Raw genomic sequence first — 14,138 nt, 5'->3', positions numbered from 1 at the left:
TAAATTATGGCACGTTACACAGGTCCAAAGACCAAAATCTCCAGAATTTTCGGCGAACCTATTTTAGGAAATGCCAAGTGGTTAGGAAAGAATTCTAACCCTCCAGGACAGCATGGTGCTGCCCGCAAGCGTAAGACTTTAGGCGAATATGCCCTACAGTTAAGAGAAAAGCAAAAGGCAAAATACACTTATGGTGTATTGGAGCGCCAGTTCCGTAAGACTTTTGAAGAAGCTCAGCGTTTAAAAGGTGTTACCGGTGAGAACCTGATTAAATTATTAGAAGCACGTTTAGACAATACAGTATTCCGTATGGGATTAACTGCCAGCCGTCCAGAAGCTCGTCAGTTGGTTAACCACAAGCATATTACTGTAAACGGTGAAATCATGAATGTACCTTCTTACACTTGTAAGCCAGGTGATATCATTGCTTACCGTCCTAAGAGTGCACACAATTCTGGCATTACCAGCAAAACACGTGGTAAGAATCCTAAGTTTGGTTGGTTAGATTGGAACGAATCTGAAATGAAAGGTACGTTCATCACCATGCCAGAGCGCGAGCATGTTCCTGAAAATATTAAGGAGCAGTTGATCGTTGAATTGTACTCTAAGTAATCTATCTACTCACACAATTAATAAAACACGTTTTAACATGGCAATATTAAGCTTCCAAAAGCCAGACAAAATCGTTCTACAGAAAGCAACTGATTTTGAAGGTCAGTTTGAATTTCGTCCGCTAGAGCCAGGATATGGATTAACCATTGGTAATGCTTTACGCAGAGTACTTTTGAGTTCTTTAGAAGGATACGCAATCGTAGGTATTAAAATTGACGGAGTAGACCACGAGTTTGCTACTATCAAAGGAATTACCGAAGACGTTACTGAAATGATCCTGAATTTAAAGCAGGTTCGTTTTAAGAAGAACGCCGATATGGATTTGACTTCTGAAAAAATCAATTTATCAATCAAGGGCCGCAGCGAATTCACTGCCGGAATGATTGGAGAAGTTACTCCAAGTTTCCAGGTAATGAATCCTGAATTGTTAATCTGCACCATGGATCCTACCGCTAAATTAGACATCGAGCTTACTATTGCAAGAGGTCGCGGTTATGTTCCTGCAGAAGAGAACAAAGTGAAAGATGCTCCATTTGGATATATCGCAATCGATTCTATTCACACCCCAATCAAGAACGTTAAATACGCTATTGAGAACTACCGTGTTGAACAAAGAACCGATTACGAAAAATTAATTTTGGATGTTGCAACTGACGGAACTATTCATCCTGAAGAAGCAGTAAAACAAGCTTCCAGAATTTTGATTCAGCATTTGATGATCATCACCGATGAAAACATCACTTTCGATAACAAAGAAGATAAGAAAGAAGATGTAGTTGATGAGCACGTATTGCAACTGCGCAAAGTATTGAAAACTCCATTGGAAGATTTAGACCTTTCTGTGCGTGCTTTCAACTGCTTAAAAGCAGCAAAAATTAACAGCTTAAGTGAACTAGTTCAATATGAACAAGAAGATTTGATGAAGTTCAGAAACTTCGGTCAGAAATCATTGTCTGAAATTGAGCAAGTATTAACCGAAAGAGGTTTAAGCTTTGGTATGGATCTAGGTAAACTAGGTTTAGACAATTTAGATAACTAATTATTTATTCACGTTTCGCTTACTTTGTAAGTGGAACAACCTTCACAAATCCTGACCCGGTGTGGAGTTAAAAATTAAATGTCATGCGTCACGGAGACAAAATCAACAACCTCGGTCGTAAGAAGGCACACAGAGTGGCTTTGTTACAGAACCTTGCAAGTCAGTTAATCACGCACAAGCGTATTGTTACTACTTTGGCTAAAGCCAAGGCTTTAAGAGCATACGTTGAGCCATTGATTACCAAGACCAAGAAGAACGAATCTGCTTTACAAATCAGCCACAATCACCGTTTGGTGTTTGCTGAATTGCAGGATAAAGCTGCTGTGAAAGAATTATTCACTGTAGTTGGACCTAAAGTTGCTTCTCGTCCAGGTGGTTATACCAGAATTTTGAAATTAGGCATTCGTCCTGGTGACAATGCTGAAAAAGCAATGATTGAATTGGTTGACTTCAACGAAATCTATGGTAAGTCTGCAACAGCTGCTGCAGAACCTGCTAAGAAAACTCGTCGTAGCCGCGCTCCTAAAAAAGCAGATGCTGCTGAGGAATCCACTGTAGCTCCTGAAGCTGCTTCAACTGAAGAAAAAGCCGCTGAATAATAAAATGAAGTGGTATTAACATAAAGGCAAAATCGTTTCGGTTTTGCCTTTTTTTTAATCCGTCTGTTAGCAACTTCATTCGTTTTTTTGATAAAATTGATTTTCTTTTGCACACATAATTTTCAATATGCCTCATTCTACAATCAGCCGTAAACCCGCTACTCTTGTTCTTGCAGATGGACATGTTTTTCATGGCCTCTCCTTTGGTAAAATTGGTACCGCTACCGGTGAAATTTGTTTTAATACTGGCATGACTGGATACCAGGAAGTATTTACCGATCCAAGTTATTCAGGACAGGTAATCATTATGAATACGGTGCATATTGGAAATTATGGCGTAAAGGAATCAGACGTAGAGAGTAGTTCAGTGAAGATTCATGCCCTGATTGCCAGAAATCTGGAAGATCAATACAGCAGACATCTTGCCAATGCGGATTTAAATGCCTACCTGATTCAAAATAATATTGTTGCTATAGACGGGATTGATACCCGTGCATTGGTAGCACATATAAGAACAGTAGGAGCAATGAACTGTATTATTTCTTCTGAAGATCTTTCTGTAGAGGAATTAAAGGCAAGTCTGAAAGAAGTGCCAAGTATGGATGGTCAGGAACTGGCCAGTAAAGTAAGCACTACCACAGAATATGAATTGGGAGATCCTACTTCCCCCATTAAAGTAGCTGTATTGGATTTTGGTGTGAAGCAACATATTTTACAGTGCCTGGTGAGCAGGGGAGCTCATGTTCGTGTACATCCTGCAAAAACCAAAATTGACCGATTAAAGGAGTTCAATCCTACTGGATATTTTATTTCCAACGGTCCAGGGGATCCTGCTGCCATGCCTTATGCCATTGAGACTGTCAAAGAAATTCTGGATGAACATAAGCCTGTATTTGGTATCTGTTTGGGACATCAGTTGCTGGCATTAGCGAATGGTATCCCAACTTTTAAAATGCACCATGGTCACAGAGGTTTGAATCACCCTGTAAAAAATATTATTACCGGTCAGTGTGAAATTACTACCCAGAACCACGGGTTTGGTGTAGATCCGGTTGCGGTTAAGGATCATCCCAATGTAGAAGTGACGCATGTAAATCTGAATGATGAATCCATTGAAGGTATTCGATTAAAAGACAGACCTGCGTTTAGTGTACAATATCATCCGGAAAGTACACCTGGTCCGCACGATAGCCGATATTTATTTGATCGTTTTGTTGAAATGATGCAGTAAATTCATTGTATGAACATTACGATCATTAATGGTCCCAATCTGAATTTATTAGGGAAGCGAGAGCCGGAAGTATATGGTAATCTCTCATTTGAACAGTATTTGGAGCAACTTAAAGCAGTTTTTACTCAGGTTCATTTTATCTATTTTCAGTCGAATATAGAAGGGGAACTGATCAATGCTATTCAGGCTGCAGGAGAAAACAGTGTTGGTATTGTTCTGAATCCAGGCGGGTATACACATACCAGTGTTGCCATTGGCGATGCCATTGCTGCTATTCAACCGCCTGTAGTTGAAGTACATATCAGTAATATTCATGCGCGAGAAGATTTCAGAAAAATTTCTCATGTTTCTGCAAAAGCAAAGGGAACGATTGCCGGTCTTGGATTGAAGGGGTATGAACTTGCCATTCAGTGGTTATTGACTCAGAAGGCTTAAACAAAGCCATCCGCTGTTTTTTTCTTACTTTTAGTGTTCAATATTCAGCTACCTAAATGCTGTTGGTGAAATCCTATACAAAACCAATTCTCTATTTAATTGGCATCAGTTTTATAGTTAAACTCCTGCTGGCATCTACCATTGAGCTTGGTAACGATGAAGTGTATTACTGGACTTACGTGTTAAGACCCGATTGGAATTATTTTGACCACCCACCCATGGTGGCCTGGATGATTCGGATTTTTAGTTTGAACGGATGGTGGGTTTCCGAATTATCGCTGCGGCTGGGAAGTTTTGTTGGGGCGGCGTTTTCAACCTGGTTTATTTTTAAAACAGGTAAGTTGATTGGAAACGAAAGAGTTGGCTGGTATGCTGCCCTTCTATACACAGCTTCTGTTTATACAGGATTTATTGCCGGATTCTTTGTTTTGCCCGATTCTCCCCAAATGCCTTTCTGGACGGGGGCGCTGTATATTATGGCCTATCTGATTATTCATAAGTCGGACGAAAAGAACTGGAGCATCTGGATTTTTCTAGGCGTTATGATTGGCATGGCCACCCTGGCGAAAGTACATGGATTATTTCTATGGGCTGGATTTGGTTTTTATATTTTGTTGCAGAAACGACACTGGCTAAGCAATCCAAGATTGTATGTTTCAGCAGCAACTACAATATTGTTTCTAATCCCCATTCTTTACTGGAATATTCAGTATGATTTTATTACCTATCGTTTTCATTCTGGTAGAGTTACCCATACCGGCATAAATACGAACGCTTTTCTACAGGAAATAGTGGGAGAGTTTGCTTATCAGAATCCTTTTGTGTTTGTATTGGTCTGGTTGTCGGTAATCTTTTTTGTCAGAAAGCAGTTCAGGTTCAGACAACAGAGAATAGGCGCCTGGTTGTTTAGTATGAGTATCCCAATGCTGCTGGTTTTCTGGAGTATTGCGTTGTTTAATCCCACATTGCCACATTGGTCTGGTCCCGCATATATCCCTTTATATTTTATTGTTGCAGCCTGGTTGGATCAACGGAAAGCCATATTTTTTCCTGGCATACTTAAGTGGGCTATTGGATTTGTATTTATTGCTTTATTAACCGGTATTGCTTTAATAAGATATGCGCCAGTCAACTTTGGTGATCAGTCTCAGAATGCATATGGTGAGTATTGCCCAACGCTTGATCTGTCCGGATGGACTTCTTTGGGAGAGCAGTTTTCTGTGATAGTGAAAGAAGATATTGCTGAAGGTCAGATAAAATCTCATCCTGTATTATTAGCTAACAAATGGTTCCCCGGAGGACACCTTGAATTTTATGTATCCCGGACTTCAGGAGTACCTTTAATTGGTGTTGGGGCTTTACAGGATCTTCATCAGTTTGCCTGGTTAAATAAGGAACGTGATGCATTGCAGATAGGGATGGATGCATATGCCATTGTACCTTCTAATGTTCCGTTGAATGTTGCTGAAGCCTATGGTAATTATTTTACGACGATTGAACCTGCGGAAAAATTAAAGCAGCAAAGAGGCGGGGGAGTAGTCCGCTATTTTTATATCTATCGTTTAAGAAACTGTAAGAAAGTTCCCGATTCGCTTTTACCCTAAGCCAATCTTTTTCCTTAAGCGGAACCTTTGGTTTTTCTACAAATCAGAAAGGTATTTTATTTCTTTTGAGCAGGATCTGTAAGGGTAACTTCTTTTTCTTTCTTGGCCCATAGTTTATCAAAGTCTCTTCTATAAGAGATGCTGGCTCCTGTTCTGTTTCTTCTTCCAAAGTTGGAGCCGCTGATATCAAGACTATTCTTATTGAAAATTATGGCTCTTAATTTTCTGTCTTTGGTCAGAATAATTTCAATGTTTAGATCGGGAAGCCATTGAAAATTATTTCCAACACCAGTAGGGGCCCCTAGATTAAAATCAAGATCGCCCCCAAAAGTAACAGTTACATTGTTGTTTAAAAATGATTTTCCGAATTTAAAATTCACCCTGGAACGATCGAGAACATTGCTGTTGTTTTGAACACCTCCGGTGGTAGCACCAAATATGCTGGAACTATTATATAAAGAAGCGCCAAGGTCGAACCGTAAACTTCTGTCTCCCGTAATTTTAAACAACAAACCAGACAAAGCTTTATTCACTTCATTGGTTAATACCTGTGAAAGGGTATTGATACCCAGAGAGCTTATGTTGTAAGGATTGGAGCCACCGGAACGGTTATTGAATTCGCCGGGAGGCGCAAATGCTCCAAACACAATTAAGAAGGAAACCTGTTTTAAAATTTCATTTTCATCCCTTTGAATTCTGTTGAGGAATGCAGAGAATTCATTGTCATTTTTAACCGGGCTACCCTGAGGAAAATCCAATCTGAAACTAATATCAGGCTGACTTAGCTGATTTCTTAATTCGGCAATTACATATACATCACCCCGGTATCCTCTTACAGAACCACTGAAAATATTGTTCCCAATTAAATCGGATAAGGAAATCCGTTCTGCTGTGTATTGTGCATCAATACTCATGGTTGCTTTATAGGGATCTCCGTTCCACTCTATATAATTATTGGTATTAGGTAATAACTCAAATGGTTTTTTTAAGAGGGATTGAAAGTTAAAGTCATAGTTTCCACTTTCAATATTGTAGCGCCCTTTGATGGTTAAGGGTTCAATGGTACCTGCTTTAATCAGTAATCTTCCATTGCCTACTGCTTTAATGATATCGCCGCTAACTTCATCTAAAATTACATCAATCAATACTTTGTTATTAGCAGTAACATCCAAATCTACTGTTAAATTGAAATTGCTTTTAGTAGTTCTGGTTTCCAGTTCGGTTCCATATGATTTGAAAACAATAAAGTCTGCGCTGCCACTCTCTTTTCCTTCCTTATTGGGAATATAAATATGAGAGCTGTCGTTGGCTTCTGCTACTATCGACATTTTACAGTCATTCTCCGGTCCTTTAAAACTCAGACTAGCCCTGCCGATTGCCTTTCCATAGAACTGTTCATTGTCTTTGGCTTTGGTGTCTATCATGAGTAATTTATCGGTTCTGACATCAAAGTCAAAAGCCATATTCTTAAAACCATTCTCATATAGTTTACCGCTGGCTGTACCCGTATAACCATATTTATCTCTAATGGTAAAACTGCCGAAATTAATTCCATCTTCCTCAAACAACAGATTGGCGGAGTCTATTGTATATTCAACTTGTGTAAAATCAACTTTAAGTCCGGCATCTTTTAAAGTAATGGCACCCAGTAACTTTGGAGCGTTCAAATCTCCACTGATCTCCAGATTCCCAGATGCAATGCCCTTTAAATTGCTGAACAGACCTGTGAGCAGGTTCTCAATTACAGTTATTTGCGTTTCTTTTAAATCAATCTTGGTTTGAAAAGATTTACCACTGGTGTCTTTTATATTATATGAACCCTTAGCTGTTAAATCATAATTTCTATTAGGAGAAATTACTTCGAATGGCAACAGACCAGTTTTGCTGTCATATGTTGCTTTAATGTCTACAACGCCAACGGAATCCTGTTCGTAGTAAAACGAAGCTGCTTTTAATTGGGCAGCCGCCTTGAAATCTCCAAAGTAATCAGCAACTTTTATTTCCCCACTTACTACACCTTCCAATGTTTCCTTTCTCATGAAAAGAGAAGTAATATCTCCTAATACAATGTTTTTGAGCTTTACAATCAGATTGCTGGTATTTCCGCCATCCTCTTCTTCTGTTACAATTTTTATTTCCTGAAAATCGCCCTGTGAAATCTTCACATTATTGGCACTTAACAGATTTTTTCTGATAATTAATTCACCATTGTCTTCAATACTCCATTTTTTCTCTTTCAATACAAAGGTGGAAGGCTTAAACTGAATTCTTACCCCATCCTCTAAGGTATATACATCTGCAAGGAGGGCAGCATCATCTAGCGTATTATTGGCTTTGGTATTAATAGAAACAACAGAGTGGTCATTGGCGGCAACAATGTTGATAACGGAGTTGGGCAAACTCAGGCTGTCTCCAATTTCAAAATTTTTAATATTGGTATTTACTTCCAGCGAATCAAAATCTCCATTGCCTTCCAGTTGAAAACCAGTAGCAGCATATTGGTCATATTTTCCATAAGGAATATATGCGCTGATACCCAATGCAATATTTCGGGTATCAATTTTACCTTTCAGACTCACATCGTTAAACCCGGATACTTTATTGGTAAATATTTTAAAGTAGGGTTCTATGTAATAAGTATTGATTGCAAAATCAAATTGCTGATTGATAGGTGTGGTTTTCGGCGACTTAATGTAAGCCGGGTAGTAATTATGCAGGAATGCCTGAAAACTGGAAGGCAATTCCTTGATATTAAACTTGCCGTTGATGGTGGCGTTGAATTCATTGCTGCCAATATGTAGCGTTTTAATTGAGTCGCTGTAAAAGGAGCTAAGGTTTAAAGAGTCAAATTGAATACTATTGCCGGCGTTCTGAATATTTGCATTCAGCAGCTTGGCGGTTCCAATAAACTGATCAATATTACTACCAGTAAAATTCACATCGAGTAGACCTGCAATTTTTACTGAATCCTTTAGTAGTTTCAGTGATTGCAAATCTGCTTTGGATAGGTCACCTACAATATTAAATAGGGGCTCACGCTGGCTGAAATCGACTTCCACATTGCTTGTAAAGCCAAGATTTGGATCCTCTATTTCCAGTTCGCCGTTAAAGGCTTTTCGCTGAATAGTTCCGTTGGCAATAATATTGCTGTAAGCATAGCCATTGTATTCAATACTATGAACAACGCCGTCAAATCGGGTCTTCAGTTTTTCAATATTGAAGCTAGACCCGATTACTTTACCGCTGAAATTAATATTCCCCAATGAATCAAGTTTCAGGAATTTTCCCAGATGAAATTTCTTAGTGCTTAAAAAACCTTCGAAGCTGGGCTCTCCTTTATCCGGAAATACTAAACTAATATTGGTTTGTGCTCCTCCCAGTCGGGTAGATATTACTCCGGCAGTATTGAATTTATTGATACTGCCTTTAAAATTTCCTCTGAACACGATTGGACCCAGTGAAGGCAAATCAGGATTCGTTATATCTTTCATAGCAGGGATAAACAGACCTAGATCGTAGGCGTTCGTATTGAGTACCCCATTGCTAAAATTAATTTGCGTTGTATTGATGTCTGGCAATCCCTTCATAGAAAGCGCACCCGAAATACTTGTATTCGCTCCTATATTTCCATTGAGTCCTGCTACAGTAAAGTCCTCAATTGTGCCATCAAAATTTCCACCCAGTGTAATCTGTTTATTCCAGCCTTTTAATTCCGGCGCAAAAAAAGCAATATCGTCACTGTGAATTTTGGCATTAGAGAATCTTGCCTTCAGTTGTACCTGACTAATAAAATGTGCAAAGTCTTCGTTGAAGTCTTTGTATTTCATAGCATAATAACTGCCCAATCTGCTTTTGTTGGTTTGTAAGTCAAGATTATTGAACTCCATAATTTGCGGAGTAAAACGAATATTGGCAGCCAGCTTTTTAATTTCAAAACCGCTTCTGTCTTTGGCACTAATAACAGCAGCAGCTTTCATTGTATCTTTGTTGAGAACAAAATTCTTGAGTTTGCCATTGAGGGATGAAAGTTCAATATGTGATTCATCAAATCCGCCACTTGCTTTTTCTGTATTGCCTTCAATAAAAAGACGTCCCCCCTTAATTTGAATATTCTTTACCTGAATCCCAATTTCGCTAGGATTAAAGTAGAGTGATTTTCCATCATAGTACGGAATCTTTTTTTTGAGTTTTGGAGGCCTTAATCCATCTAGATTCTGGAGTATAACATTCGGTTGCGTAAGTAAACACTCATTAATGATGTATTGATTGCTTGCAAAATCTATCCGCTCTGCATCTACAATTAATGCGCCTAGTTCTATGGTATTCTGTGTGCCAACCCATAAATCATTCTGAAAGAATCGGATATTTTTTAAATCAATTTTTTTCAGGTTCAGGTTGATTGTGTTTTTTTTCTTTTTGGCAGGAGTGGGGCTGCTGAAATAATCTGCTATGAACTGATAGTTCCAGGTACTATCAGTTCGTTGTAGTTTTATAACAGCATTTTCCAGCCCTATGTATTTCAGTTCTACTTTATCTTTCAAAAAGAACCAGTCTGTAATGTTTAGTTTTAAACTACCTGCATACAGAATTGTATCTTTTTTCTGGTCTCTTACCAGTGTACCATCCATGCTTAATTTGCTGAAGAAAGACACACTCACTCTCTTGATGCTTACTTCGGTGCCAAGTGCAGCGCTTAATTTGCCGGTAGCGTATTTAACGAGCGCATTTTGCACCATGTCGGTCTGAATGGCTATATACAGCAAAAGCAATACGGATATCAATATCAGTATCACTTTTCTGAATATGTTGAGTGCTTTTTGCAGAGTGCTCGTTTTTCGAATCAATAAAAATAAAGAGTTGCAATCATGATGCCATACTAATAATTAGGATTGATTCCTGTGTAATTAGCTGGTGTAATGGCTTTTAATTCCTTTTTGAGTGCGGGACTGATTTTTAAAGATTGTATAAACTGATGAATGGTTTTTTTGTCAATTTTTTGTTTGCCCCTGGTAAGCTCCTTTAATGCCTCATAGGGATTAGGGTAATTCTCTCTTCTTAGAATCGTCTGAATGGCTTCCGCTACTACTGGCCAGTTGTTTTCGAGGTCTTGTTGAATAGCTGCTTCATGTAAGATCAATTTAGACAATCCTTTTTCCAAAGACTGAAAGGCAATCAAAATATGCGCTACAGGTACACCGATATTTCTTAATACAGTTGAGTCAGTTAAATCCCTTTGTAAGCGGCTGATGGGCAATTTGCCACTCAGGTGCTCTAATAAAGCATTGGCCATTCCTAAATTGCCTTCTGCATTTTCAAAATCAATGGGGTTAACTTTATGTGGCATGGCCGATGAACCCACTTCTCCTTTTTTGGTTTTCTGTTTAAAGTAATCCATGGAAATATAGGTCCATATATCCCGGCTTAAGTCTATCAGGATATTGTTGATTCTTTTTAAGGCATCAAAATGTGCAGCAATGGCATCGTAGTGCTCAATTTGTGTGGTGAACTGCATGCGCTGCAATCCTAATGTTTCCTCTACAAATTTATTTCCAAGTGCAACCCAGTTCTTTTTTGGAAATGCAATATAGTGTGCATTGAAATTACCGGTGGCACCGCCAAACTTAGCCGCATATGGGATGCTCGCAAAGAGTTCTATTTGATTGTGTAAACGCTCTACAAATACCATGAGTTCTTTCCCCAAACGGGTAGGAGAAGCAGCCTGTCCATGAGTTCTGGCCAGCATTGGAACATCTTTCCATTGATTTGCCAGATTGTAAATGCCATTCTGTAAATTAATCAGCATTGGCAGGTATTCGTGCTCCATGGCATGCTTCCAGCTTAGTGGGATAGCCGTATTGTTGATGTCTTGTGATGTTAAGCCAAAGTGAATCCACTCTTTTAAATGTCCAATGCCTACTTTATCAGCCTGCTCTTTTAAAAAATATTCAACCGCTTTTACATCATGGTTGGTGGTTTGTTCTAGTTGTTTAATATGTTGGGCGTCTTCCACACTAAAATTTTCCAGCATGGTTCTGAGGGCTTGCCTGGGCTTGGCAGCCAGTTTAAAAAAACGCTGATCGGCCAGAAAGAAAAAATATTCCACTTCAACCAATACTCTGTATTTGATAAGTGCATATTCTGCAAAATAGTCAGCCAAAGGGGCAGTTTTACTTCTGTATCTTCCGTCGATAGGTGAAATAGCGGTTAATTGAGTCAGTTCCATGGATTTTTAAGGGGTAAACGTTAAATATTTAGATTTAATCTTTTCTTTGTACAAAAGTAGCTGAATTGAACAAGAAGATAAGAATTGGAGCCGTAAGTTATTTAAATACCAAGCCCATGATGCTAGGCATTAAAAGATCGGGCCTGCTGGATAAAATTGAGTTGACAGAAGATTACCCCGCCCGTGTTGCGGCTGACCTGCAAAATGACCGTGTTGATATAGGGTTGATTCCGGTTGCCATCATTCCCTCCATACCTAATGCACAGATTGTTTCTGATTATTGTATTTCTGCTGAAGAAGACGTGGCTTCTGTAGCCATTTTCAGTGAAGTGCCATTAAAAGAAGTAAAAACTTTGTTGCTCGATTATCAGAGCCGGACTTCTGTGAACCTTGCCAGGATACTGGTTCGCGATTACTGGAAGCTCGACCTTCATATAGAAGCGGCTGGTCCTGATTTCAGAGAGCAAATCAAGGGAACCACGGCAGCTGTTGTTATTGGAGACCGTGCTTTGGAGCAGCGGTTGCAATCCCCTTATATGTATGATCTGGCCACGGCCTGGAATAATTTTACCGGATTGCCATTTGTTTTTGCTGCCTGGGTAGCCAACAAACCCATTGATCCCGATTTTATTGATGCTTTCAACCGCGCATTGGGATACGGGCTTCAGCATATTGACGAAGTAGTTTCTAGTTTGTCTTTTGATGCATACGATTTGAAAACCTATTTCACGGAGAATATTCAATACCAACTGAATGAGGATAAACTGAAAGCGATTCAGTTGTTTCATGAAAAATTAATGACACTAAGCCCCCTGCAAACGGCATGATACAAGTAACGGTGATCAGTATATGTTTCAATAACCTAGCCGATTTACAGCGAACCTGTGCATCGGTTGACGCGCAATTGGATTTGCCGGATGAGCATCTGATCATTAATGGATCTTCTACTCCTGATATTGCCAACTGGCTGGCAGATACGCCTCAGCCCGCATACAGAAGATGGATTAATGAAAGGGATCAGGGTATTGGGGATGCATTTAATAAAGGGATTGAACACGCCCGTTTTCCATTGCTGCATTTATTACATGCCGGAGATTGTTATGCAGGCAAGGATGTGATACTAATAGTAAAGAAATATTATAGGGACAATCCTACTATTTGCTGGAGCAGCGGAAACATTAAAGTAACCAGGGCAGGGCAGGAGATAGTAATTGGAAAACCCTTTGATGCAGAAAAACTTTACAGAGGAATGCGCAGTGTGGCTCATCCAACTTGGTTTGTAAAAAAAGAAGTGTACAACCGAGTAGGTAATTTTAATAATGCGCATAAAATTGCCATGGACTACGATTTAATGTGTCGTATTCATGCAGAACCATATGGCTACATAAATCATACTATCAGTGTTTTTGACGATACAGGCATCAGTACTAAAAATTATGTACAATCCCTGAAAGACAATATCCGGATTTATGAATCTTATTTTGGTTTTTCATTCCTATGCCGACTTTGGCAACTGAGGCTATATATTTTACACCTGCTCTTGCAAACGCCAGTTGGTAAATGGCTTTTCAAAATAAAAAAAGCACTGGGCTTAGCCAATGCTTAATATTAAATATCAATTAGCCTGGCGTTAAGGCTTCACAGCTGAACGACCTGTTTCATCCATTCGATGTAGCATCAGTGGAACCTGGTGTTGTTGCAGATATTCATCCACCGCTTTTTTGGAACCCTTCCAGAAACCATAATCATCTATGATTAAAATGCCTTTTGAAACCAGCAGAGGATACAAATGTTCCATTTCATGTTTGGTAGACTCGTACCAGTCTGTATCTAGTCTCAGCAGAGCTGTTTGGCCAGGCATTTGTGTTGGTATGGTTTTCAAAATATCTCCCTGAATAAAATGTATTTTTTCGGAAGGGTATCCCGTGCGTGCAATATTTTGTTTCACTTCCTCTAAACCGGAATAAGCCCAAACCACACTTTCTGCTTTTTTGGAAGCATCTTGTTTTAATTGGCTTGCTGCGTCTCTGTTTAGCTGATCTATGTCTTCTTCTGTAGGAGCAGTCATGCCTTCAAAAGTGTCATACAAAAACAATTCCCGATCGCTCACACCCAATGCCAATAAGGTTTCAGCAATGGCCATCATTGAGCCACCTTTCCAGACACCACACTCCACCATTGCTCCTTCAATATTGTTTTTTACAACGTATTGAACGCTCTCAATTAAACCATAGAGTCGTTCCGGACTCGTCATAGTATAGGGTCTTACTTTTTCAATAATGGTACTATGGATCTGTTCAAAATCAGGAGGTAGTTGCTGCCCTTTTTCGTCCTGTCCAAATAAAACTTTAAGTGCTTTGATGGGTTTAATCTTCATATATATCGCTTAAAAGCC

Annotated in this window: 11 protein-coding genes; 8 read left to right on the top strand and 3 right to left on the bottom strand. The window is 39.2% G+C overall.

The window, feature by feature from the left end:
* The first annotated feature begins 6 nt into the window (after nucleotides 1-6).
* From rpsD to TEGAF0_RS03910, 6 genes are all read left to right on the top strand, one after another.
* Entirely contained in the window at nucleotides 7-612 is a 606-nt protein-coding gene (rpsD, locus tag TEGAF0_RS03935; RefSeq protein ID WP_026752039.1) for a 30S ribosomal protein S4, read from the top strand.
* Between the two features lie 37 nt (nucleotides 613-649).
* Nucleotides 650-1,651 (top strand): DNA-directed RNA polymerase subunit alpha, encoded by a 1,002-nt coding sequence (locus tag TEGAF0_RS03930; RefSeq protein WP_026763364.1) that lies wholly within the window; start codon nucleotides 650-652, stop codon nucleotides 1,649-1,651.
* A gap of 83 nt (nucleotides 1,652-1,734) precedes the next feature.
* On the top strand, nucleotides 1,735-2,250 hold the full coding sequence (rplQ, locus tag TEGAF0_RS03925) for a 50S ribosomal protein L17 (RefSeq protein ID WP_346347632.1): 516 nt from the start codon (nucleotides 1,735-1,737) through the stop codon (nucleotides 2,248-2,250).
* A 127-nt stretch (nucleotides 2,251-2,377) separates the two neighbouring features.
* On the top strand, nucleotides 2,378-3,481 hold the full coding sequence (carA, locus tag TEGAF0_RS03920; protein WP_264900233.1) for a glutamine-hydrolyzing carbamoyl-phosphate synthase small subunit: 1,104 nt from the start codon (nucleotides 2,378-2,380) through the stop codon (nucleotides 3,479-3,481).
* A 9-nt stretch (nucleotides 3,482-3,490) separates the two neighbouring features.
* Nucleotides 3,491-3,916 carry a type II 3-dehydroquinate dehydratase gene (gene aroQ / locus TEGAF0_RS03915; protein WP_264900231.1) on the top strand — a complete coding sequence of 142 codons (426 nt, stop codon included), beginning with the start codon at nucleotides 3,491-3,493 and terminating at the stop codon, nucleotides 3,914-3,916.
* Nucleotides 3,917-3,981: 65 nt separating this feature from the next.
* Nucleotides 3,982-5,520 (top strand): ArnT family glycosyltransferase, encoded by a 1,539-nt coding sequence (locus tag TEGAF0_RS03910; RefSeq protein WP_264900229.1) that lies wholly within the window; start codon nucleotides 3,982-3,984, stop codon nucleotides 5,518-5,520.
* 56 nt (nucleotides 5,521-5,576) lie between these two features.
* Here TEGAF0_RS03910 and TEGAF0_RS03905 read toward each other — a convergent pair whose 3' ends face one another.
* Complete coding sequence (locus TEGAF0_RS03905; RefSeq protein WP_264900227.1) at nucleotides 5,577-10,313, bottom strand: translocation/assembly module TamB domain-containing protein; 4,737 nt, start codon at nucleotides 10,311-10,313, stop codon at nucleotides 5,577-5,579.
* A gap of 83 nt (nucleotides 10,314-10,396) precedes the next feature.
* Nucleotides 10,397-11,743: an adenylosuccinate lyase gene (purB, locus tag TEGAF0_RS03900; RefSeq protein ID WP_264900225.1), complete on the bottom strand. Its 1,347-nt coding sequence runs from the start codon at nucleotides 11,741-11,743 to the stop codon at nucleotides 10,397-10,399.
* A gap of 65 nt (nucleotides 11,744-11,808) precedes the next feature.
* Between purB and TEGAF0_RS03895 the strand changes: the two genes are divergently transcribed.
* Entirely contained in the window at nucleotides 11,809-12,570 is a 762-nt protein-coding gene (locus tag TEGAF0_RS03895; RefSeq protein WP_264900223.1) for a menaquinone biosynthetic enzyme MqnA/MqnD family protein, read from the top strand.
* Nucleotides 12,567-13,349, top strand: coding sequence for a glycosyltransferase (locus TEGAF0_RS03890; protein ID WP_264900221.1), 783 nt, complete (start codon nucleotides 12,567-12,569; stop codon nucleotides 13,347-13,349). Before TEGAF0_RS03895 ends, TEGAF0_RS03890 begins: the two co-directional genes overlap by 4 nt.
* 24 nt (nucleotides 13,350-13,373) lie before the next feature.
* On the opposite strand, the gene TEGAF0_RS03885 is transcribed toward TEGAF0_RS03890, so the two are convergent.
* The gene (locus TEGAF0_RS03885; protein WP_264900219.1) at nucleotides 13,374-14,120 is read right to left on the bottom strand and encodes a TylF/MycF family methyltransferase; all 747 of its coding nucleotides are present in this window, start codon (nucleotides 14,118-14,120) and stop codon (nucleotides 13,374-13,376) included.
* Nucleotides 14,121-14,138: the final 18 nt, after the last annotated feature.

Origin of the sequence: Sediminibacterium sp. TEGAF015 (assembly GCF_025997995.1) — a bacterium.
In the GTDB taxonomy this organism is placed as follows: Bacteria; Bacteroidota; Bacteroidia; order Chitinophagales; family Chitinophagaceae; genus Sediminibacterium.
Note: the sequence above shows the minus strand (reverse complement) of the source record. Positions and strands in the feature narration are given on the sequence as shown.